Source organism: Pontibacter mucosus, assembly GCF_003054055.1.
Taxonomy (GTDB): Bacteria; Bacteroidota; Bacteroidia; order Cytophagales; family Hymenobacteraceae; genus Pontibacter; species Pontibacter mucosus.
Genome location: NZ_QBKI01000006.1, coordinates 159,932 through 182,411, shown reverse-complemented (window position 1 = coordinate 182,411; position 22,480 = coordinate 159,932). Strand labels below are relative to the sequence as shown.

General features: G+C 52.0%; 21 protein-coding genes. 10 read left to right on the top strand and 11 right to left on the bottom strand.

Going from position 1 to position 22,480, the window contains the following annotated elements:
• The first annotated feature begins 301 nt into the window (after positions 1 to 301).
• Complete coding sequence (glgX, locus tag C8N40_RS13015; RefSeq protein ID WP_108212205.1) at positions 302 to 2,419, top strand: glycogen debranching protein GlgX; 2,118 nt, start codon at positions 302 to 304, stop codon at positions 2,417 to 2,419.
• Positions 2,420 to 2,485: 66 nt separating this feature from the next.
• On the opposite strand, the gene C8N40_RS13010 is transcribed toward glgX, so the two are convergent.
• Positions 2,486 to 4,300 (bottom strand): hypothetical protein, encoded by a 1,815-nt coding sequence (locus C8N40_RS13010; protein WP_108212204.1) that lies wholly within the window; start codon positions 4,298 to 4,300, stop codon positions 2,486 to 2,488.
• A 277-nt stretch (positions 4,301 to 4,577) separates the two neighbouring features.
• On the opposite strand from C8N40_RS13010, the gene C8N40_RS13005 reads away from it, so the two are divergent.
• The 4 genes from C8N40_RS13005 (at position 4,578) to C8N40_RS12990 (ending at position 9,040) form a co-directional block, all read left to right on the top strand.
• A complete protein-coding gene (locus tag C8N40_RS13005; protein WP_108212203.1) occupies positions 4,578 to 6,119 on the top strand; it encodes a sensor histidine kinase in 1,542 nt (513 codons plus the stop codon).
• A gap of 2 nt (positions 6,120 to 6,121) precedes the next feature.
• Positions 6,122 to 6,574 (top strand): response regulator, encoded by a 453-nt coding sequence (locus tag C8N40_RS13000; RefSeq protein WP_211318111.1) that lies wholly within the window; start codon positions 6,122 to 6,124, stop codon positions 6,572 to 6,574.
• Between the two features lie 175 nt (positions 6,575 to 6,749).
• The gene (locus C8N40_RS12995) at positions 6,750 to 7,982 is read left to right on the top strand and encodes an ATP-binding response regulator (RefSeq protein WP_108212202.1); all 1,233 of its coding nucleotides are present in this window, start codon (positions 6,750 to 6,752) and stop codon (positions 7,980 to 7,982) included.
• Positions 7,979 to 9,040 (top strand): response regulator, encoded by a 1,062-nt coding sequence (locus C8N40_RS12990; protein WP_108212201.1) that lies wholly within the window; start codon positions 7,979 to 7,981, stop codon positions 9,038 to 9,040. Before C8N40_RS12995 ends, C8N40_RS12990 begins: the two co-directional genes overlap by 4 nt.
• Positions 9,041 to 9,655: 615 nt before the next feature.
• Here C8N40_RS12990 and C8N40_RS23315 read toward each other — a convergent pair.
• Positions 9,656 to 9,790 carry a hypothetical protein gene (locus C8N40_RS23315; RefSeq protein ID WP_281259523.1) on the bottom strand — a complete coding sequence of 45 codons (135 nt, stop codon included), beginning with the start codon at positions 9,788 to 9,790 and terminating at the stop codon, positions 9,656 to 9,658.
• A gap of 321 nt (positions 9,791 to 10,111) precedes the next feature.
• On the opposite strand from C8N40_RS23315, the gene hemA reads away from it, so the two are divergent.
• Positions 10,112 to 11,374, top strand: a complete 1,263-nt coding sequence (gene hemA, locus C8N40_RS12980) for a glutamyl-tRNA reductase (RefSeq protein WP_108212396.1) — start codon at positions 10,112 to 10,114, stop codon at positions 11,372 to 11,374.
• Between the two features lie 41 nt (positions 11,375 to 11,415).
• Here the strand turns inward: hemA and C8N40_RS12975 are convergent, their stop codons facing one another.
• The 7 genes from C8N40_RS12975 to C8N40_RS12945 form a co-directional block, all read right to left on the bottom strand.
• On the bottom strand, positions 11,416 to 11,946 hold the full coding sequence (locus tag C8N40_RS12975; RefSeq protein WP_108212199.1) for an ankyrin repeat domain-containing protein: 531 nt from the start codon (positions 11,944 to 11,946) through the stop codon (positions 11,416 to 11,418).
• Between the two features lie 102 nt (positions 11,947 to 12,048).
• Positions 12,049 to 12,891: an alpha/beta fold hydrolase gene (locus tag C8N40_RS12970; RefSeq protein WP_170114102.1), complete on the bottom strand. Its 843-nt coding sequence runs from the start codon at positions 12,889 to 12,891 to the stop codon at positions 12,049 to 12,051.
• Between the two features lie 234 nt (positions 12,892 to 13,125).
• Positions 13,126 to 13,326 (bottom strand): hypothetical protein, encoded by a 201-nt coding sequence (locus C8N40_RS12965; protein WP_108212197.1) that lies wholly within the window; start codon positions 13,324 to 13,326, stop codon positions 13,126 to 13,128.
• A 156-nt stretch (positions 13,327 to 13,482) separates the two neighbouring features.
• The gene (locus C8N40_RS12960; protein WP_108212196.1) at positions 13,483 to 13,905 is read right to left on the bottom strand and encodes a hypothetical protein; all 423 of its coding nucleotides are present in this window, start codon (positions 13,903 to 13,905) and stop codon (positions 13,483 to 13,485) included.
• 126 nt (positions 13,906 to 14,031) lie between these two features.
• The gene (locus C8N40_RS12955; RefSeq protein ID WP_108212195.1) at positions 14,032 to 14,448 is read right to left on the bottom strand and encodes a hypothetical protein; all 417 of its coding nucleotides are present in this window, start codon (positions 14,446 to 14,448) and stop codon (positions 14,032 to 14,034) included.
• A gap of 91 nt (positions 14,449 to 14,539) precedes the next feature.
• Positions 14,540 to 15,169, bottom strand: coding sequence for a hypothetical protein (locus C8N40_RS12950; protein ID WP_108212194.1), 630 nt, complete (start codon positions 15,167 to 15,169; stop codon positions 14,540 to 14,542).
• An 81-nt stretch (positions 15,170 to 15,250) separates the two neighbouring features.
• Positions 15,251 to 15,793 carry a hypothetical protein gene (locus C8N40_RS12945; RefSeq protein WP_108212193.1) on the bottom strand — a complete coding sequence of 181 codons (543 nt, stop codon included), beginning with the start codon at positions 15,791 to 15,793 and terminating at the stop codon, positions 15,251 to 15,253.
• 69 nt (positions 15,794 to 15,862) lie between these two features.
• On the opposite strand from C8N40_RS12945, the gene C8N40_RS12940 reads away from it, so the two are divergent.
• Together C8N40_RS12940 and C8N40_RS12935 are read left to right on the top strand one after the other, a co-directional pair.
• Positions 15,863 to 16,861, top strand: a complete 999-nt coding sequence (locus C8N40_RS12940; protein ID WP_108212192.1) for an acyl-CoA synthetase family protein — start codon at positions 15,863 to 15,865, stop codon at positions 16,859 to 16,861.
• Between the two features lie 22 nt (positions 16,862 to 16,883).
• Complete coding sequence (locus C8N40_RS12935) at positions 16,884 to 17,798, top strand: zinc-dependent peptidase (protein ID WP_108212191.1); 915 nt, start codon at positions 16,884 to 16,886, stop codon at positions 17,796 to 17,798.
• 1,028 nt (positions 17,799 to 18,826) lie between these two features.
• On the opposite strand, the gene C8N40_RS12930 is transcribed toward C8N40_RS12935, so the two are convergent.
• Together C8N40_RS12930 and C8N40_RS12925 are read right to left on the bottom strand one after the other, a co-directional pair.
• Positions 18,827 to 19,993 carry a sigma-54-dependent transcriptional regulator gene (locus C8N40_RS12930; protein ID WP_108212190.1) on the bottom strand — a complete coding sequence of 389 codons (1,167 nt, stop codon included), beginning with the start codon at positions 19,991 to 19,993 and terminating at the stop codon, positions 18,827 to 18,829.
• A 79-nt stretch (positions 19,994 to 20,072) separates the two neighbouring features.
• Positions 20,073 to 20,612 (bottom strand): DUF4126 family protein, encoded by a 540-nt coding sequence (locus C8N40_RS12925; protein ID WP_108212189.1) that lies wholly within the window; start codon positions 20,610 to 20,612, stop codon positions 20,073 to 20,075.
• 266 nt (positions 20,613 to 20,878) lie between these two features.
• Here C8N40_RS12925 and C8N40_RS12920 point away from each other — a divergent pair, with 266 nt between their 5' ends.
• Positions 20,879 to 21,694 carry an MlaE family ABC transporter permease gene (locus tag C8N40_RS12920; RefSeq protein WP_108212188.1) on the top strand — a complete coding sequence of 272 codons (816 nt, stop codon included), beginning with the start codon at positions 20,879 to 20,881 and terminating at the stop codon, positions 21,692 to 21,694.
• Between the two features lie 9 nt (positions 21,695 to 21,703).
• On the top strand, positions 21,704 to 22,477 hold the full coding sequence (locus tag C8N40_RS12915) for an ABC transporter ATP-binding protein (RefSeq protein WP_108212187.1): 774 nt from the start codon (positions 21,704 to 21,706) through the stop codon (positions 22,475 to 22,477).
• The last annotated feature ends 3 nt before the right edge of the window (positions 22,478 to 22,480 follow it).

The window sequence follows — 22,480 nt, the reverse complement described above, 5'->3', positions numbered from 1 at the left end:
GTAAAAAAGGTACAAGCGGACGCTTGCGCCAGAGAAAGTTTAAACCGGGAATTATGGGTGTCGTTTAAAGTTCGCGCTTTTCAGCCTGAAACCCTACCTACACCACACTTTTAAAGTATAAACCCTGCCCAAAACTATAATACCCTTAACCAATCCCGCAAAGTATAAATCGGCAAACAAATTCCGGTGGTTAAAGTATAACCGTTGTACAAATTGCAGATGCTGCCCCTGAAAAGTATAGCTTCTCATTCCCATACTTTTAAAACCTGCAGCATCTCCACCTACTAACCACTGATAATTTATGGATATAAAAAGTTACCCCGGCAGGCCTTTCCCGCTGGGCGCCACCTGGGATGGAGAGGGCGTAAATTTTGCACTTTTTTCAGAGAATGCCACCAAGGTAGAGCTCTGTCTTTTTGATAAGGACGAATCTGAAACTGCCCGTCTGGAGGTGCCGGAGCGAACCCACAACATCTGGCATGTGTACCTGCCTGACCTGAAGCCCGGCCAACTCTACGGGTACCGTGTACATGGGCCATATGAGCCGCAGAACGGGCACCGGTTTAACCCCAACAAGGTCTTGCTAGATCCCTATGCCAAAGCTATCTCGCGCACCATTGAGTGGCACGATTCGCTTTTTGGGTACGAGCTGGGGCATGCGGAGGAGGATTTGAGCTTCAGCAAAACAGACAGCGCACCGTATATCCCTAAATCCGTGGTGATAGACACGGCCTTCGACTGGGAGGGCGACAGAAAACCCCGCATCCCATACCATAAGTCCATCATTTACGAGACGCATGTAAAGGGCTTTACCAAACTGCACCCCGACATCCCGGAGGAGATAAGGGGCACCTATGCGGCACTGGCCCACCCGGTGACGATTCAGTACCTGAAAGATTTAGGCATAACAGCGGTAGAGCTGATGCCGGTGCACCACTTCATCAACGACAGGCACCTGGTAGAGAAAGGGCTCTCGAACTACTGGGGCTATAACACGATTGGCTATTTTGCCCCCGATGTGCGCTACTCCAGCAGCGGTACCCACGGCGAGCAGGTGGTGGAGTTTAAACAGATGGTGAAGGAGCTGCACAAGGCGGGCATCGAGGTGATTCTGGACGTGGTGTACAACCACACAGCCGAGGGGAACCAGATGGGCCCGACGCTCTCCTTCCGGGGCATTGATAATGCAGCGTACTACCGCCTGACAGAGGACAAACGCTACTACATGGATTATACAGGCACGGGCAACACCCTGAACGCCAACCTGCCCAACGTGCTGCGCCTGATCATGGACAGCCTGCGCTACTGGATTCTGGAGATGCACGTGGACGGCTTCCGCTTTGACCTGGCGGCTACCCTGGCCCGCGAGCTGCATGAGGTGGACCGCCTGAGCGCCTTCTTCGACATCATCCACCAGGACCCGGTGATCTCGCAGGTAAAGTTGATTGCAGAGCCCTGGGACATTGGAGAGGGCGGTTACCAGGTAGGGGAGTTTCCGCAGGACTGGGCCGAGTGGAACGGCAAGTACCGCGACTGCATCCGCGATTACTGGCGCGGGGCCGACAGCATGCTGGCCGAGTTTGCCGAGCGCTTCACAGGTAGTTCCGACCTGTACAAGAACGACAACCGCCGCCCGACGGCCAGCATCAACTTTATCACCGCCCACGATGGATTTACGCTGCACGACCTGGTGTCTTATAACGAGAAGCATAACGAGGCCAACGGAGAAGACAACAACGATGGCGAGAGCCACAACCGATCTTGGAACTGCGGCGCGGAAGGCCCGACGGACGATCCGAAAGTGCTGGCACTGCGGGCGCAGCAGAAACGCAATTTCCTCACGACCTTGTTCCTGTCGCAGGGCGTCCCCATGCTGGTAGCCGGCGACGAGCTAAGCCGCAGTCAGCAGGGCAACAACAATGCCTATTGCCAGGATAACGAAATCTCGTGGCTTGACTGGCAGCAGGCCGACAAGGAGCTGTTGGATTTTACCCGCCGCCTGATACGTTTCAGCAGGAAGCACCCGGTGTTTAACCGCAGGGGGTGGTTTCAGGGCAGGCCCATTAAAGGCAACAACTTAAAGGACATTGCCTGGTTTCTGCCGGAGGGCCGCGAGATGACGGAGGAGAACTGGAGCCATGACTTCGCCAAGTCGCTGGGAGTATACCTGAACGGCAAGGGCCTGCACTCCAGAGGCCCGAAGGGCGAGCAGATAACAGACGACAGCTTCTATGTCATCTTCAACGCGCACCACGAGCCGCTGAAGTATAAACTGCCGCCCAAGAAGTATGGCGAAACCTGGCGTAAGGTAATTGACACGGCCACCGGAACGATGGATGAGCAGGGAGAGGAGTTTGTCTACAGCAAAACCCTGGAGGTGGCGGCCCGCTCAGTGGTAGTGCTGCAGCAGCCTCAGTAAAAAAGTATAAACAAGTATAAAAAGTATAAAGGCCGGCAATAACCGGCCTTTATACTTTGCAGGGCGCTAAATGGCCACCGCTTTTTCCAGTTTCTGAAACTGGAGTTGGTCCTCGACCGCCATCAGTTCGTCGAGCATGATGGCTTGCTTTTCCAGCTGGTCTTTAAGCATGGCCGGAATGAGCTGTTTGTAGTAACTAATGCCCTGCTGCAGGTTGTCACGGAAGGTTTGCAGGTACTTTAGTTGTTTATCCGTCAGCTCTTCCAGCTGCTCCTCTTTCTTCTTGGTCCAGTAGTCTACATACATGGCCAGCTCGTTGATGAACATGTGCGGGCGGTAGGTCTGGTTCAGCGCGTTAAACCGGCCGTAGATGTGGCCCACCATCTCGTGCAGCTTAAAGATACCCGAGAAGTACGCCAGGTTCGGGCCGGGGCAGATGGTGACAGCCTTGGTCGCCGCCTTTTTGGTCATGTTAAAGAGCAGCAGGGCAGAGGTAGCCAGGCCATCGCAAAGACATTCCTTGGCCAGTACCTTGGCTTCTTCGGCCTGGTATACTTCAGGGGCCAGTTGCTGTGCCTTCAGCTGCTCCAGCTTGCGACGCTGGTATTTGCGGGAGGCAGTGCAGATGGGCTCATCCGTGAATTCGGTGTTAGAGACCAGGTGCTTCTTCTCGCAGGGGCTGCCGGGCTTGCCGCGGTCGATGCGGTCCAGCTTCTGCTGCTCGCTGGAGGTGCCGCGCATGGCGTTAAAGGGCACGCCGAGTGGTGAGATCGGGCTCAGGTACAGATCATCCGAGGTGGCCTTTACCAGTTGCTGCAGCGTAGGCTCATCCACCGTGGTGGCCTCGGGTACCAGCAGGAACGGCGTTCCCCAACCGGTGGCATCCACCCCATAGTGTTGCCTTAAGAAGGTGTCTTCCTCTGCCGTGCCGATGCCGCCCTGCACGGTCAGGCGCTGCGCCGGAATGGTAACGGGAACATGGATTCCCTTGGAGGCCAGCGCCGAGCTGAAGAGGCTGTAAAGCTCCTCGCGCAGGGCCTCACGGCTTTGCCTGAACTCCTCCAGGATGGGGCCGAGCAGGTAGCCGTCGGTGGCAAAGGCGTGGCCGCCGCAGTTCAGCCCCGACTCAATCCGGAACTCCGATACCCAGATACCTTTTTTGGCCAATATCTTGCCCTGCACCATTGCCGAGCGGTAGTCGCTTACCTTGATAATCACTTTCTTCTGGAAATTACCGGCTGCATCTGGTAAAAAGCAAGGAAACTGCTCCATATACCCGTAAAGGCGCATGTTCATGCCAGCCGAGAATATAATGGACGACTTTACGGTGCTTTTGGCGAACCCGCGCAGGGCAGCCAGCGCATCGGTATACTCCTGCGGCAGCGGCTCTCCGTTTTTGCCATAGTTCACGCGGTCCAGCTTCGTCATGATGTTCACATCTATACTTCCGGGCACCACGACGCTGCGGAGCTGCTGCTGCAACGCTTCTTTCTGCTGTGCATCCTGGGTTTGCAGCATCTGCTCATACTTCACCTTTAGCGGAGAGGCATCGGGCAGCAGGGTAAAGTATTTTGTCAGCTCTGTGTCGGCTTCGAACTCCTGCTGACGCAACTCTTCCACCTGCTGTGCCACCAGCTCATCGGCCAGGTTCAGGAAAGCCTCCACACGGCGGGCCCTGTAATCCTCCTCTTTCTGGGTGATGGGCAAGTATGGCTTGTTGTAGAGCTTGCTGTAATGCTCGCGGGTGTATTCCAGGAGGGCATCGTCGCTGAGCGAGGCAACAGAGGATATGCCAAACCGGGCCACTTTAAGCGCAGTGTCAATGGAGAAAGCAAGTCCCATTACCGGGATGTGAAATGTGTGCGGAGAAGATTGAACCATGGTGGTTGAGTAGAACTAAGTATAAAATGAAGAAATATCGTATGTTTAAGTGTTTTCCCGCTTTGCCGAAGTATAACTGCCGTGGCAGGCACGTTCGAAAGCAGGCCCCAGAACATCGGGAAAACGGTTTCACAAGGTAGGCACATGCCGGGGCGGCTTAAATGAGTAGCGTCAGCAACACGAATGACATACGTCATTTTATATGTATATTTATTAATGTATGCGGTTTTGCAGGATGCCGCATTTGTCTTTATCTTTATAGTAAAAACACACCCCTTTGGAAGAAAAACAGCAGAAGGACCATAGCTTGGAAAGCCGTAGCCGGCTGAAGGCCATTATCGAAACCGCCGTGGATGGGATCATCACCATAGACACACGCGGTATAATGGAGAGCGCGAACCCGGCAGCAGCCCGCATCTTTGGCTATGAGCCGGAGGAGATGATCGGCCGGAACGTGAGTATGCTGATGCCCGAGCCCGACCACAGCCTGCACGACAGCTACATTGCCCGCTACATGCGCACCGGTGTGGGGCAGATTATAGGGAAAGGGCGCGAAGTGCTGGGAAAAAAGAAGACCGGCAAGCTGTTCCCCTTCTTCCTGAGCATCGCCGAGGTAAAGCTCGAGGACCGCACCATCTTCACCGGCATTGTGCACGACATCACCGCCCTGAAGAAAACCGAGGCCGCCCTGCGCGAGAGCGAGAGCCGCATCAACTCCATCATCCAGACGGCCGTGGATGGCATCATCACCATTGATACGCGGGGGGTGATTGAGATGGTGAACCCGGCCGCTGCGAAGCTCTTCCAGTACGAGGAGCGCGAGCTGATTGGGCAGAAGATAAACATGCTGATGCCCGAGCCGGACCGCAGCCTGCACGATAACTACATGCAGCACTACCACGAGACCGGCGAAAGGCGCATCATCGGCATTGGCCGCGAGGTATCCGGCCTCAAGAAGAACGGCATTGTTTTTCCGCTCTACCTAAGTATAAGCGAGGTAATGCTAAACGACCGCAAAGTATACACGGGGTTCATTCACGACATTACACAGCAGAAGCTGAGTGAGGAACGCCTGCGCCGCTACGCTGCCGAACTGGAACGCAGCAACCGCGAGCTGCAGGATTTTGCCTACGTCTCGTCGCATGACCTGCAGGAGCCGCTCCGTAAAATACAGGCCTTCGGCGACAGGCTGAAGACGAAGGAATACGAAAAGCTCAGCGACCAGGGAAAGGATTACGTGGACCGGATGCTGAACGCGGCCATGCGCATGCAGAACCTGATCAACGACCTGCTGGACTTCTCCAGGGTTACCTCCAAAGCCAAACCTTATGTGCAGGTGGACCTGGAGCAGGTGCTGCGTGAGGTGCTCTCCGACCTGGAGATCATGATCGAAAACACCGGGGCCAGGATAGAGCATACGCCGCTGCCCGTCATCGATGCCGACCCCACCCAGTTGCGCCAGCTGTTCCAGAACCTGATCAGCAACGCCATCAAGTTCCGGAAGGAAGGCAAGGCGCCGCAGATACACATCAGTTCCCGCGACCTGCAGCTTAAGGAGCACTTAACCTCTACACCGGGCGATGAATTGGTGGAGATCCGGATCCAGGACAACGGCATTGGTTTCGACGAGAAGTACCTGGACCGCATCTTCAATATTTTCCAGCGCCTGGAGGGGCAAAAGTATGAGGGCTCCGGCATAGGGCTGGCCATCTGCCGTAAAATTGCCATCCGCCATGGTGGCGACATCACGGCCCGCAGCAAGCCTGGCGAGGGCACCACCTTTATTATAACCTTAGCGAAGAAGCAATTCAATAACTAGTTATGATTCCAAACAACAGAAGAACTATAGTGATACTTATTGCTGACGACGACGCAGAAGACCGCATGCTGGTAAAAGAGGCTCTCGACGAGAGCCGCCTGAAAAACCAGGTGCAGTTTGTGGAAAACGGGGAAGAACTGCTGGATTACCTGCACAACCGCGGCAAGTATGCCGACAAAGAGCAGTACCCTACCCCGGGCCTGATTCTGCTGGACCTGAACATGCCCAAGAAAGACGGGCGCGAGGCGCTGAAGGAAATAAAATCCGACGAGCGCCTGCGGGTGATTCCGGTGGTGGTGCTCACCACTTCCAAAGCCGAGGAAGACATCCTCCGCACCTACGACCTGGGCGTGAGCTCCTTCATCACCAAACCCGTAACCTTTGCCTCGCTGGTAGACGTGATGCGAACGCTGAGCAAGTACTGGTTCGAAATTGTTGAATTGCCAAAACCCTAAGAAGTTTAGGAGTTTAGGAGTTTAAGAGTTTAAGAGTTAGAGAGTTTAAGAGTCAGAAGGGAGTATTATGATGCTGCACATGGCTTGCTTTTAGCGACTTTACTTCCCAAACTCCTAAACTCTCTAACTCTCTAACTTCCCAACTCTCTAACTCCCCAACTCTCTAACTAAAACTATGCCTGATAAGATCAAAGTACTGCTGGTTGATGACGACGAGGACGATTATATCATTACCCGTGATATAATGGACGACATCCCCGGCCGGTATTACCTGCTCGACTGGACTTCCTCGTTCGACGAGGCGCTGGAGCTGATACGGCAGGAGAAGTATGACGTGTACCTGGTGGATTTTTTCCTGGGAGCCCATAATGGACTGGAACTGATTGAGAAAGCCGTGAAGGAGGGCTCCAAAGCCCCTTTTATACTTCTGACCGGGCAGAGCGACCGCGAAACCGATGAGCGGGCGATGCGGGTTGGGGCCATGGATTACCTGGTAAAAGGGACGTTCAACCCCTTCGACCTGGAGCGCTCCATACGCTATAGCCTGGAGCACGCCAAAAGCCTTACCGAAATCCAGAAGCTGAACGAGGAACTGGAGCAGCGTGTGGAGGAGCGCACCCAGGAACTGGCAGAGGCCATCAAGGAACTTGAGTTCACGAACCAAAGCCTGGAAGAGGCCCAGCATGAGATACAGAAGGCACTGCAGAAGGAGCGGGAGCTGAACGAGCTCAAGTCGAGGTTCGTGACTATCGCCTCGCACGAGTTCCGGACGCCGCTGAGTACGGTCCTGTCATCGGCCTCGCTGCTGAGCAAGTATAAAACCGAGCAGGAAGACGAGAAAAGACAAAAGCACGTGGACAGGATAAAATCAGCGGTGAGCAACCTTACCTCCATCCTGAACGATTTCCTCTCCATCAGCCGCATAGAGGAGGGCCGCATTTACAATGTGCCAAGCACCTTTCACCTGGAGCCCTTTACCCGCGAAACAGTGGAGGAGATGAACGGCTACCTGAAAAAAGGCCAGCATATTGCCTACCACCACAGCGGCTCCGTGGATACCGTAACCATAGACAAGCAGCTGCTCAAGAACATATTTTTGAACCTGCTCTCCAACGGCAGCAAGTACTCTGCCGAAGGCAAAACGATATACCTGGACACGAACCTGAACGACGAGACGCTTACGGTGCAGGTACGGGACGAAGGCATCGGCATTCCGAAAGCCGACCAGACACACCTCTTCACACCATTTTTCCGCGCTCAGAACGTAACCAATATACAGGGAACGGGGCTGGGCCTGAACATCGTTAAAAAGTATGTAGAGATTCTGAGCGGGACGCTTACCTATGAAAGCGAGCTCGACAAGGGTACCACATTCACCATCACTTTTCCAAACATTGCTGAAGCATGAGAAAGATCTTATTGATAGAAGACAACCCTGAGATCAGGGAAAACACGGCTGAAATTCTGGAACTGGCTAACTATAACGTGCTGCAGGCCGAGAACGGCAGAGTAGGCGTGGACCTGGCCCGAAAAGAACAGCCCGACCTGATCATCTGCGATATCATGATGCCGCAATTGGATGGCTATGGCGTACTGCACCTGCTCAGCAAAGAGCCCGCCACGGCAAGTATCCCCTTCATTTTCCTGACGGCTAAAACAGAGAAAGAGGACTTCCGCAAAGGCATGAACCTAGGCGCCGACGATTACCTGACCAAACCCTTTGACGATGTGGAGTTGCTCGATGCCATTGAAATGCGCCTGAAGAAGAACGACATCCTGAAAACCAACTTCCGGAAGACGGCAGAGGGCATGGAGGAGTTTATAGAGGAAGCCAGGGGCTATGAGGAGCTGGAGAAACTGATTTCATCGGAGCGGCGCACTTCCATACTTAAGAAAAAGCAATACCTGTTTATGGAGGGCAACAGGCCCAACTCACTCTTCCTGCTCAACAAGGGTCGCATCAAAACCTTTAAATCGAACGAGGAGGGAAGGGAGTACATCACCCACCTTTACAAAGAAGGCGAGTTTATAGGCTATCTGGACCTGCTGGAGGAAACCAATTACCGCGAATCGGCCATGGCCCTGGAGGACTCCGAAGTTTACGTGATCCCAAAAGACGATTTCTTCTCGCTCCTGCACCGCAACCGCGATGTAGCGGCCAAGTTCATCAAAATTCTCTCCGACAACTTGGCCGACCGTGAGGAGCGCCTGCTGAAACTGGCTTATAACTCGGTGCGTAAGCGCGTGGCCGAGGCGCTGCTGCTGGTGGAGAAGCAGTACCAGCGCGAGCAGGGCAGCGTGCAGCAGATCACCATCTCCCGCGACGATTTGGCCAGCATCGTGGGCGCATCCAAGGAGACCGTTATCCGCACCCTCGCCGACTTTAAAGACGAAAAACTGATCGACAGCCAGGGCAGCCGCATCACCATCCTGAACCAGGCAAAGCTGGAGCGCATGCGGAATTAATCTTCTAGCTAGTGTTCAATAGACAAACAGAGACGCAATGAAATGCGTCTCTGTTTGTATTTAGAGCGTTTCGAGTCCGATTGCCTTGCTTTAAGGTGTTGCACAAAAGCTTCGGCCTCGCGGTGTCCGAAAATCCCGCGAGTGTCTGACGTTGGTTATACTTTATACTTTGTCTGCATCAGGATTTACAGGATTTGGGGATGAGCAGGATTTCTGCAGTACCGGGCCCAACCACCCCTAGCCCCTCCTTGGCTAAGGAGGGGAGCCTGATGTTACTCTGGCTGAAGTATAAGTTTTATAGCCTCCGTTCTCGCGCGGACAGGTCGCGACCTGTCCCTACAAAGTATAAATTATTTTCTCCCTGTCATCTCGAGCAGCGCGAGAGATCTGGCTGGAATTCTAAACAGATCTCTCCCGATGGTCGAGATGACAGCAAGGGCAGCAGCTATCGACCTTATCCCAGCCTTTGGGTGGAGCGCCTCGAGAGGTTCCGGTGCCCGTAAGGGCATTGCGACGTCAGGAGCAAAGGAAGCGAAAGCAGCGCGATGCCCGAAGGCGAGGCCTCCCGGCCTGGGAGGGCAGAAAGCAAGCTATGGAAAGGTAGGTTTGTGGGAACTAGAGGATGAACGGTGATTTGAAAGTATAGCTTGGTTCGGGATGGGGGAAGTATAGACCGGAAGTATAAATGCATTTCAGAAGCATAAAGTATAAGCTGGAAGTATAGCCAAAGTATAAAGTATGGTTTCTCAAGCCAGTTGGGTTACAAACCCAACATCATAGTAAGCACGGGTTGCAAACCAGCGCCAGCGATGGGGGAACTCAGGGAACAGCTATCTTTAAAGTTTGAAGTATAGCCTAACTATAAAATCCAGTTTATCCATAAATCCTGCAAATCCTGATTCAGACAAGCATACAAATCCGACTAGAAATCACTATAAAAATGTAACTAAAGTATAAAACCAGCATCTTATACTTTAAACTGATATAAAACGCCCCATAAATTGACAAATGTCATGTTGCTGAAAGAGCAGATTGCTGAAATTTGCAGCGTAAATGATGAGACACAACACCATGCAGCAAACATTCAGGGCCCTTACACTATCCTACAAAGTAGCACCCATTGCCGTACGCGAGGCAGTATCGCTAAATGAAATAGCCTGTAAGAACCTGCTCGACAAGATCGGCGAGTTTACGGAAGCCCGCGATGTGCTCGTGCTCTCTACCTGCAACCGCACCGAGGTATACTATGCTTCAGAGAAGGACCTTTCCAAAGAGCTGATCAAACTCATCGCCATTGAGAAGGGCTTTATTGCCACAAAAGATGTGTCGCCATACTTTAAAAGTATAACCGGCCACGAGGAGGCTGTGCAGCACCTGTTTTATGTGGCGCTGGGCCTGGAGTCGCAGGTGGTGGGCGATATGCAGATAATGAACCAGGTGAAGAAAGCTTACCAGTGGGCGGCTGATGCCAACATGGCCGGACCGTTTCTGCACCGCCTGATGCACACTATCTTCGCCGCCAACAAGCAGGTGGTAAACGAAACTGCTTTCCGCGACGGGGCTGCCTCTGTATCTTATGCCACGGTAGAACTGGTGGAGGAACTGACCAGAGGAATGGAAAACCCGCGCGTGCTCATGATCGGGGTAGGGGAGATAGGCGCAGACGTGTGCGACAACTTCCGCAAGTCTTCTATCCGCAACGTGGTTATCGCTAACAGAACGCACCACAAGGCGCTGGAACTGGCCCAGAAAACAGAGGCCACAGCCGTATATTGGGAGCAAGTATGGGAAGAGGTGCAGAAGGCAGAAGTGGTGGTTTCTTCCGTTCCGGGCGATTGTTTCTTCATCGGCAAAAGCGCCCTGCAAAACCATGAGGCAGGCAAGGCCAAGTTCTTTATCGACCTGTCCATGCCGCGAAGTATAGATGCGGAATTGGAAACGCTGGAAGGCGTGCGTGTGATCAATATCGACAACATCCGTAACCGCTCCACCGCAGCCCTGGAAAGGCGCATTGCCTCCATTCCTTCAGTAAAGGAAATTGTGGTGGACACGGTGGCAGAATTTCAGACCTGGACCAAGGAAATGGCCATGTCGCCGGCGCTCCAGCAATTTAAGAGCCGCCTGGAGGAGATACGCCAGCAGGAACTGGCGCGCTACCTCAAAAACCTGGGCGATGCGGAGAGAGCGGCTGTAGAGGCCATCACCAAAAGTATGCTGAACAAGATCGTGAAGCTGCCCGCCATAGAACTGAAGGCTGCCTGCATGCGCGGTGAATCCGAAGAATTACTAAATGGACTTAGCACACTGTTTCAGTTGGAGAAGCAGGAAGCGTAATATTATACTCACATACTTGCTCTAAGAAGCCAGGCTATACTTTATTCAGTAGGCCTGGCTTCTGTGTTTTCCCGCAGTTGCCTGGCGTGTTCCTGAAACAGCTTCAGCGCCTCTTCGTTGCCTTGTTGTATGGCCAGGTCGAAAGCGGTGAGGCCGCGAATGTCGCGTAGGGTGGCATCGGCCCCGCTATCGAGCAAGGTTTTCACGAGCACATTTCGGCCGAATAAAGACGCAAACATCAGGGCCGTGCCGCCGTTGCCGGTCTGCAGGTTCAGGTTGGCATCTTTGGAGATCAGCAGCCTCGCAATGTCATCATAGCCTTTAAAGCTAACCCCCATCAGGGCTGTGTTGCCGCCTGCATCAGCGGCATTTACGTCGGCACCGGCCTCCAGCAAAACGTTTACGGCCTCCAGGTTGCCGTTATAGGCGGCCAGTATCAGGGCCGTGTAGCCGCGTGCATCACGGGTTTCAATGTCTATACCCGACGCGATAACTTGCTTCAGGTAGGCAACATCGCCTTTTCGGGCAGCATCCAGGAAAAGATCTTCGGGGTGGGTGGAGTAGAAAGTCATACGCGGATTTAGTTAAGGGTTACCAGCTTAGTACGGGAACAGGCGCAAAAAGGTAAACCGGCCGCTTTTTGCTCAGAAAGTAAGCATTCTCAAAGTATAGTTTTACTGTGGCAACAGGCCAAAATGAGTTGAAATGATGCGGTAAAAGTCCTGTTCGTTCTGGAGCCAGGGGAAGTGGCTGCTGCGGGGTATGGTCAGGTAATTGGCGTAGGGGTAGCGCTCCTGCACATACTTTTTGCTCTCCCCGTAGATGTCGTCATCGCCGTAGGTGATGGTAAACGGAAAACCCTGGTCAATCATGGGGTCCTGCTCCGGCTCTTTAAGTATGGCCCGGCGGGTGCGGTTAACGGCTTTGGCGCTGATGTGGTCTACCATGACCGGAACAGGATCGCTCACGTGGTAGCCTTTGTTGCAGTTGAGGCAGAACTGCGTGAACAGCCTCTCGTATGCCTCGTCTTTGCCCAGGAAACCAAGTATGGCATCTTTCACCATGTTCATCCACTCGTTACCGGCACACTTGCTTTTGTTGTAGCTGGCTGCTTCCTTCATCATCTGGGCCCACTGTGTGCCGGTGCCGGAGGCGGGGCTGCAGAGGAACAGGCTCAGGATGCGGTGAGCATTTTGGTAAGCGTACAACTGGGCATAGAGCCCGCCCCAGGAGTGGCCAAGCAAATGGAATCGCTCTGCCTTAAACCGCTCTGCCACTTTATCAATATCGGATAGGAGGGCCGCGATGGAGTAGTTGCTGTTGTAGCAGGGGGAGCTAAGGGTGCCGCGCTGGTGAAAAGTGATAACCTGGTAATGGGGTTGCAGAAACTCGGCCACCGGGCCCAGCCCATCGGGCACCCCAGGTCCGCCATGCAGCAGGATAATGGTCTCTTTTCCCGGGTTGGGGAAGGCCACGGTATACAACCTTGTCTCCTCGTTTTTGACTAAGATCTCCATCGTTTTTTCCATGGTAGTCTCTTACGGAAGATGCTGGCTTAGAGTGGCTACGAAAGTATAACTTAGGAAACGCGGGAAGTATAAGGATAGGTGTTGCTGACTGTCAGATGCCTCAGCAACAAAGTATAAATGGGGCTTTAGAGCTGGGCAGGTTCATAGATAAGCAGCGCGACTCCTGAGCTTGTAAGGCTGGGTTTCAGAAATGGCCTACGAGAAGCTATTGTAATCTCTATTTCAGGTCGTTTGAGCTTCTTTTTGACTTTTCAGGGTCAGGCCAAAACCAATTGCCAGAAAAGCTGCGAAGGTTGGATAGATAGTATAAAAAGCTTTATGTGCGGAAGTGACCGACAATCCCAAAGCCAGGAACATATGCAGGAGAGAAGTTACAATCATTCCTACTATTCCGATAATGAAGAATGGATGGAAGTTTTTCATTCTGTTTTATTTACTGGTTGATGGTTTAGCTGTCGGTAACCTGTATGGAAGTATAGGTAAGGGCGGGGCTGCTGGTAATGGAATGGTGTAGATGATGTGGAGGCACCAGTCGAAGATACAGCTATGCGGTGTTAGGCGCTTGTATTCTGTCGTTTTTTAGAACTTCACTGATTCGAAGATTTTCAAAACAGTATCTTCATCCTTGATGTCCAGACCTGAAAGGCTGAATTTGTTTTGGCTGTCAACTTGAATAAATAAACCAATAACACCTTTTCCTTTTTCAACAGGTTTTACTATTAAAGCTGGTTTTCCGTCAATCGTGATTGAAATTCGAGAATGAGTAGCTGTAGTTTCATTCTTAAAGTCATACGAGTACCACCCGTAATCATAGGTTAATTTATCCTTCCCATTCGTTATGCCTCCAGTTTTTGAATCATAACCTTGACTTGTAAAGCTTTCCCAGTTGGAAGGTACTTCGATTGTAAAGCCCTCAAAGTTCAAGGTCTTACTCAACTTGTCTTTCTCACAGCTCATGAGCAGCAGCGATAAGAGGAAAACTAATTTTAAATTATTTTTCATAGTTATACCCTTTTATCATCACGACCCTGAGATTGACAAATAGGTTGCATTCTTCTTAGCTACTGCTTAACGTGCGCTTGCTTAAGATGCCCGAGCGTGAGTGAGGGTAACTTAAGCAAGCGCACGTTAGACTACGATTATTCTTTTTAATTTCTGTTCCCTCCAATATTGGGTCACTAAAAACGATAAGGCTAAAGTTATCCAAAGCCAGTATTCATACTCAAAAGCCCAACCGATGAATATAGGAATAATTAATAGCCACTCTACAAGAAGAATAGTTCTAATACTGGATTTAGTAAACCTAAACCCAATCAGGTCTAGTAAAACTAAGACTCCAAAGAACCCCACTATGATTTTTAGTCCGTAAGTAAAGAACAGAAACGGAATTGAGACTAAACTTAGCAGAAGAGTTTGAATCCAACTCCCACCACCATAGTGTGGAACACCTAGTAGTTTGAAGAGAGCTATACTTACATAGGTTGTGATGTAGAATCCAACCAAATGAACCCAATTTGTTGCAAGTATATTTAATGTCTTTTTCAAATACTTAAATTGAAGCCTAACGGTCTGGTATAGCAGATGGTAAGGCGTAGCCGAAGCATAACTGCTATACTTGGTTGTGCATCGATTTTCTTCAATAACAGTGCAATACAAAGAGCGTTTCTTCAGAATGTTTTAAAATTTCTCCAGATTTTGGATTTATATTAAGAATCTCTACATCAGAAGAGCATTTTTCTTCTTTGAGCGTATTTATGACTGCCCAATAGTACTTCTTTTCTTTAATATAATACTCTAAATACTTTCTCGGCTTCTCTTTTGCTACCTTTAAATTCTGCTTGTTTATGATACTATCAATTTGGCCAACGCTTAACCAATCAGATTCTCTGCCATCCAGCAGGAAATCAGGGATTCTCTCCAAGTTAATTTTAGATTCTAAACTTAAATCAGATGTTAGAGGAACAGTAACGGTAGTAGGGTATGGAAATTCAGGATGTTTTAAGGTAAACCTTATATTTTTCCCGTTCACAAAGTTACCTTTTGTTTTGCTGCCCTTGTTTATACTTCTCCAATTCTTTCTTCCTAATCTGGTTTTGTACTCGTAATAAGAATTTGGGTCAAGCTGAAAGTACTTAGATAGCTCATCACCTACAGCCAATTTCAAATATGATTCTGCTTTTTCAATAACTTCTTTTGTCTGATAACTCTGTGATTTAACAGATTCAGAAAGAAAAGTTAACAACAATATAAATAGCAGCTTTTTCATGTTTCAATTGTTGCACAACTACCAGATAAACGTAAACCTACGCTTATCTGCACTATGTGCGAAGTAGGTTAGCCTGAGAAGCTATTGCCCCTGGTACAGGATTACATCGTCGGTATACACCACGTTGCTCTTGTTCAGGGCGCGGTCGTAGATGAAGACCTCGAAGCGAACGGTGTCGCGGAAGGGGTAGCTTTCGGTGGTGAAGCTGGTAATGGTGTAGCGGATTTCGCCCTCCAGTGCCTCCGGCTTTTCATCGCCGGATAGCCTCGGAAAACGGCCGTTGAAGTTGACAAAGCTGGGCTCGTAGGTGTTCCCACGCTTCACCTGTAGGTTCACGATGAAGTTGTCGAAGTACTGAGAGCCTGGGTTGAAGGGAGGTTCAAAGTCGGGGCCGGTTTGCGAGCCGTTATCGCCGCGGCTCAGGCCCAGGTCGCCGTCGCCATCCTGATAGTCCACCACCACCACCAGCGAATCGAAAACCACCCGGTTCTTAGTATAAGTATACTGTTCCACCCTGTCGAACGTAATGGCAGGTATGTCGCTGTAGTTAGGTTCTTCGCGGCAGCTGCCCAGGGCAAATGCCAACACCAGCAGCAGGAGGCTATACTTTAGCATGTATTTCATGTGGAGTATCAGAAAATGAAGCTAAATTTACTAAATCAAACGCAGGAAATATAGCAATTGTTGTATTCAATGGAATTTAAGACCCAGCATGCCAGTTTATTGGCTCAGCCGCAACCGTTCGACTTTCTTTCTACGGCTTTGGCGCTGTTCCGTTTCCAGGCGCAGCACAACCTTATCTACAAAAATTACCTGCAAAACCTGCACGTAAATCCGGAGGAGGTACAGGCGCTGGAGCAGATTCCGTTTCTGCCGATTGAGTTCTTTAAAGAGCAGGAAGTCGTAACCGGCACCTTCTCACCAGAGACCGTTTTCTATAGCAGCGGTACCACCCTGCAGGCGCGCAGCCGCCACCTTGTTTCCAGCCTGGAACTGTACCACCGGGTATCAGAGCGTATATTCGAAAGCTTTTACGGTCCGCTGCAGGACTATGTGGTGCTGGCCTTGCTGCCGTCGTACCTGGAGCAGGGCGGTTCGTCGCTGGTAGCGATGGTAGACCATTTCATAAAACGGTCCGGGCAAGAGGAGGAAGGCTTTTACCTGCGCAACCATGCCCAACTGCTGCAGGCGCTGCGGCAGGCCAGGGCAAGAGGCAAAAAAGTGCTGCTGATGGGCGTGTCTTATGCGTTGCTGGATCTGGCGGAGGAGCTGAAAGGGCAGGAGGATTTTGCAGGCGTCACCGTGATGGAAACCGGTGGCATGAAGGGGCGCCGGCGCGAGATGATTCGGGAGGAGCTGCACGCCCAGCTCACAAAAGGCTTTAATGTGCCTTCCATCCACTCCGAGTATGGCATGACGGAGTTGCTCTCACAGGGCTACTCCAAAGGCGAGGGCATTTTCTGGCCCGGCTACACCATGCGCATCCTGCTCCGCGACCTCAACGATCCCTTCGATATGAGCAACAGCACCCGCAGCAGCGGCGGCATAAACGTCGTAGACCTGGCCAACGTGGACTCCTGTGCTTTTATCGAGACAAAGGACATTGGCCGCCTGCACCCGGACGGCAGCTTCGAGGTGCTGGGCCGCTTCGATAATTCCGATATCCGGGGCTGTAACCTGCTCTTGAGCTAAGTATAAAGTATAAACCGCACCCATGGGATATCTTGCCTTTATACTTTTCGTAGCCGTTGTCGGGTTCGTTTTTTACCGCTGGGCCACCCGGAGCGAACGGCACCGCAGGCAGGTGCTGGCAACCGATTTTCCGGTGGAGTGGCGAAACATCCTGCAAAACCGCGTAGGCTTTTACCATACTTTAAAGACCGACGAGGAGAAGCAGCGCTTTGAAAAAATGGTTCAGCTGTTCCTGTCCGAGAAGCGCATCACGGGTATCGATGTGGAGATTGACGACCTGACGAAGGTGCTGGTCGCCGCCAGTGCCATCATCCCCATCTTCGGCTTCCGCGATTGGGAGTACCGCAACCTGGGCGAGGTGCTGGTGTTTCCGGGAAGTATACAAAAGTATAAAGATGAGAAAAGCGAGGTCGTTAGTGAGGTGCTGGGCCGCGTAAATCCCTTTCAGAACGACCACTACGTTACCCTCTCCAAGCCGGCCCTGGAGCAAGGCTTCCGGGACATGGCAGACCGGAAAAATGTGGGCATCCATGAGTTTGCGCACATGCTTGACCAGGCAGATGGCGAAATAGACGGCACACCCACCGCCTACCTGCCAGCGAAACTGGTGCAGCCATGGCAGGAGCTGATGTACCGTAAGATCCAGAAGATTCTCCAGGGCAAATCGGATATCGACGACTACGGCGCCACCAGCGAGGCTGAGTTCTTTGCCGTAGTCACAGAATACTTTTTCGAAAAACCCGGCCAGCTGGCTGAGAAGCACCCACGGCTATATGAACTGCTCACGCAAATCTTTCAGCAAAACCCGAAACGGCGTTTCCGCATTAATTTCAGGGAGCTGCTAAACCCGCACGGCAAGCGCCTCGGCCGCAACGAGCCTTGCCCGTGTGGCAGCGGCGAAAAGTATAAAAACTGCTGTCTGTTGAAGCGGAAGTAGGGGGTTCTTGTGGCAAGTGTAAGCTTACTTGCGGATTTATACTTGATCTATACTTGATATCATCTCCTATCGCTGGCGCGGGTTTGCAACCCGTGCCTACCTATGATGTTGGGTTTCCCCGAAATACTTCGGGACAGAGCAACCCAACAGGCTTGAAAAGCCATACCTTATACTTTAGCTATACTTTTAGACTTGAGCTATACTTTTATACTTACCAGTTTATACTTTCCTAGCTACCGCTTCCCGCGGCCTGAACCAAGCTATCTTTTCTAGCCTCTGTTCATCCTCCAGACTTACATACCCATCGTTTCATCTCAAGCTTTGGCTCCCTCAAGGCCGAGAGGCCTCGCCTTGGGGGTAGGGGCCCTCGATAAGGGCATCGCGCTGTCTACATTTCCTTTGCTCCTGCGTCGCAATGCCGCCACAGCGGCACCGGAAATCTAGAAGGCGCTCAACCCAAAGGCTGGGAACAGGTTCGATAGCCGCTGTCTTTGCTATGCAACAGGTATAGACTGTCCCCTTGAGGGGACTACAGGGGTGTAAAGCCAGTGGTAAAAGTTTTTGCTAAAAGTAAACACCCCTATAGACCTCTGGTCGCAAGTTTCGACTCTTGTCTCACTTGTCCTCAAGGGGACAGTTTCTGTAGAACTTTACAACCCTGCTTCCTTGGAGGGGCAGGGGGATGATAATCGTGTGCAGAGAGGGGCTAGGGCCGAGTTTACACTTGTAGGGACAGGTCCGACCTGTCCGCATGATACCCGCAACTATGAAACTCATACTTCATCATCAGTAATCACAAGCTCCCCTCCTTGGACAAGGAGGGGTAGGGGTGGTTGGACCAGGTACCACAAAATATGTTAGCGAAATATATAACCACTAAAGCAGGCACAGAAAAAAGAGACTACTCTACGCAATTTATACTTCTGATAAATTTTTCTTACCAATTAAACACCTCTCAAATGCCAAGTATAAAAAAGCCCCGGTAGAACATTACCGGGGCCTCTTCAGCAAATCATACTTTATAAGTACTACGCAACCACTGGCCTGGCATACGCCCTGGCGTCTTCCGCGGTAATTTCCGGGCCGCTCATAATCACCAGGCGCTCCACCACGTTGCGCAACTCGCGCACGTTGCCGCGCCAGTCGAGTTCCTGCAGATACTGCAAGGCCTCCGGTGTGATGGCCTTTGGCTTATTGCCGTAGTCGTTGGCGATGTCGTTGAGGAACTTCTGCACCAGGTCCGGAATATCCTCGCGCCGCTCGTTCAGCGGGGGCACGTGGATCAGGATAACTCCCAGGCGGTGGTACAGGTCCTCGCGGAAGTTGCGGGCCTCGATCTCCTCCAGCAAGTTCTTGTTGGTGGCCGCCACTACGCGCACATCCACCTGAATGTCCTTGTCGCCACCCACGCGGGTAATCTTGTGCTCCTGCAGGGCACGCAGCACCTTGGCCTGAGCCGATAAACTCATATCGCCGACCTCATCCAGGAATAGCGTGCCGCCGTTGGCCTGCTCAAACTTGCCGATGCGCTGCTTTACCGCCGAGGTAAAAGAGCCTTTCTCGTGGCCGAACAGCTCACTCTCGATCAGCTCGCTAGGGATGGCGGCGCAGTTTACCTCAATCAGCGGACCTTGGGAACGGTTGCTGTGCTCGTGAATGGCGCGCGCCACCAGTTCCTTGCCCGACCCGTTTGGGCCGGTAATCAGCACGCGGGCATCGGTGGGAGCTACCTTTTCAATCGCTTGCTTCACGCGGGTGAGGGCAGGCGAAGAGCCCACCATCTCGTACGTCTTAGAGATCTTCTTTTTGAGGATTTTCGTCTCCGTTACCAGGTTTGACTTGTCGAGGGCGTTGCGCACAGTCACCAGCAGGCGATTCAAATCAGGTGGTTTCTGCAGAAAGTCGTAGGCGCCTTTTTTAGTGGCCTCCACGGCCGTGTCAATCGTGCCGTGGGCCGATACCATGATAAATGGCGTGTCGGGCGTCATCTCCATGGCTTTCTCCAGCACCTCGATGCCGTCCATGCCAGGCATTTTAATGTCGCAGAGCACCACGTCATACTTGGACTTGCCGAGCAGTTGCAGGCCTTTCTCGCCGTCCTCGGCTTCGTCCACATTATAGTTCTCGAACTCCAGGATCTCCTTCAGGGTGCTTCGGATGGCCCTTTCGTCGTCTATGATCAGAATTTTGGGCATAGTCTTCTTTTAAAATCAGGTTAAGTATAGCTATTTCGCAGCCTCCAGTCAAGGCGGCCCTTATACATTTACACCAAATCTAACGCTGGTGCAGGCGTTTGCCATACGTGTGGGTGCGGCGGCAGTTTTTAAGTATAAAGTATAGAGCGGCATACGCTTTGGCAGCCTTCAGTCCACTGGCAACCACAAGCACATCCTCCAGGGCTCCGAAAACAGGGTCGGCGATGCCGGTCTTCTCGCAGAGAAACTTACGGAGGTAAAAACTGGCATACGTGGCCGCCACGGCTGCCACCGCACCCAGCGCGGCACCCTCGGCCATACTTTTATGTCGGCCAGCGAATACAGCAGCGCCTACTGCCGCCCCGGAGGCTGCCCGCATCAGCAGGGAGGGCGTTTCAATCCGGTCAGGGGCTATGGGCAGCTTATCGCCCAGCAGCTCGGTGGCGGCAAGCCCGGTGAGCGTGTTGGCCACATACCTGTGCTGCAGAAACCTGAAAGGTGTGCCCGACAAGTTAGTGTTCTGTTTATCCAGCAAGGCCCTGCTCAGTAACGCCGGTGCCGATAAGCTGCGCATGCCTGCCAGGGCTCCCATCGCAAGCGCTTTATACGTTGTTTCCATAGATTTATACTTGGTTTTTAACCGTGTACGGGCAAGAGCGCGCGCAAGCTGCTTAAAGTATAAAGCCAGGCAGGGTGCATCCCTGAAAAAAGATTCCTTAACTTAAACAAGCGAGCCAAAAACACAGTTTGGGATAAATGGCGTATAGGAATAGCTAAAATCGAAGAATATCTGATTTTACCATCCTCTACAGACTAAAAATACTTAATTTAGCTGCTCGTTTGCAGCCCGGGTGGCTTTAAGATACATACTGGATACAGACCTTAATGGAGTTAAAAGATAATAATGCCGGGACTGGCAGGAAGCGAAATTACTTTGTATCACGGCGCATAGACCGCATTTTTCTGGAGCTGTACAAGATCTACGCTTTCCATGTCCGGTTTTTTAAGGAGGTGTTTGTGCCACCTTACGAGTTTAAGGAGGTGGTGCGCCAATGCTATGAGGTAGGTGTCCGGTCGCTACCGCTCATCTCGCTTACCGGTTTCATCATCGGTATTGTGTTCACCAACCAATCCAGGCCGTCGCTGTCTGAGTTTGGGGCCACCTCCTGGCTGCCCTCGCTCGTTTCCATTGCCATTGTGCGGGCACTGGCCCCGCTGGTAACGGCCATTATCGCCGCCGGCCGTGTGGGATCGGCCATCGGAGCAGAGTTGGGGTCGATGCGCGTGACCGAGCAGATTGATGCCATGGAGGTGTCTGCCACCAACCCCTTTAACTACCTGGTGGTGACGCGTGTGCTGGCTACTACCTTCATGGTGCCGGCGCTGATGATCTACACCGTTTTTGTATCCCTGATGGGCGCCTACCTCAACGTGAACCAGAACGAACTGACAAGCTTTACGACCTACATCACGCAGGTGTTTGAGGCCATTTCCTTCCTCGATATCTTCTCCTCCATCATCAAGACCTTTATTTTCGGTTTCACGATAGGCATGGTGGGCTGCTACAAGGGGTATTATTCGTCTAAGGGGACGGAGGGCGTAGGCAAGGCGGCGAACTCATCGGTGGTAACGGCCATGTTCCTGGTCTTCATAGAGGAGTTGTTGTCGCTGCAGGTGATTAACCTGTTCCGGGCCATGTAAGCAGAACGTATGAAGAAGATCAATCCGAACATAAATTACGATAACAAGGTAATCGAGATCAGGGGGCTTAAAAAGGCCTTTGATGATTTCGAGGTACTGAAGGGCGTGGATCTGGACCTCTACCAGGGCGAGAACCTGGTGGTGCTGGGCCGATCAGGAACGGGTAAGTCCGTTCTGATTAAAATCATTTCCGGTTTGCTCACTCCCGATGAGGGCCTGGTGAAGGTACTGGGCCAGGAAGTGGACAAGCTGTCGACCAAAGGGCTGGAGCAGCTTCGCCTGAAAGTAGGCTTCTCGTTTCAGAACAGCGCCTTGTATGATAGTATGACCGTGTATGAGAACCTGGAGTTCCCGCTTATCCGCAACTCCAAGTCGCTCACCAAAGCAGAGCGGGACCAGCGAATTCACTTCGTACTGGACGGCGTGGGGCTGCTGCAGGCCATCAACCAGATGCCTTCTGAGCTTTCCGGCGGACAGCGCAAGCGCATCGGCATTGCCCGCACGCTTATCCTTAAGCCGGAGATCATGCTCTACGACGAGCCCACCGCCGGCCTCGACCCGATTACGTGTATCGAGATCAATGCGTTGATAAACGACGTGCAGGAGCGTTTCAATACCTCCTCCATCATCATCACCCACGACCTTACCTGCGCCCGCGCCGTGGGCGACCGCGTGGTGATGCTGCTGGATGGGCAGTTTCAGCGGCAGGGCACTTTTGAGGAAGTGTTCAACTCGGATGATGAGCGGGTGAAGATGTTTTACGACTACAACTTTGTTAACTAAAGT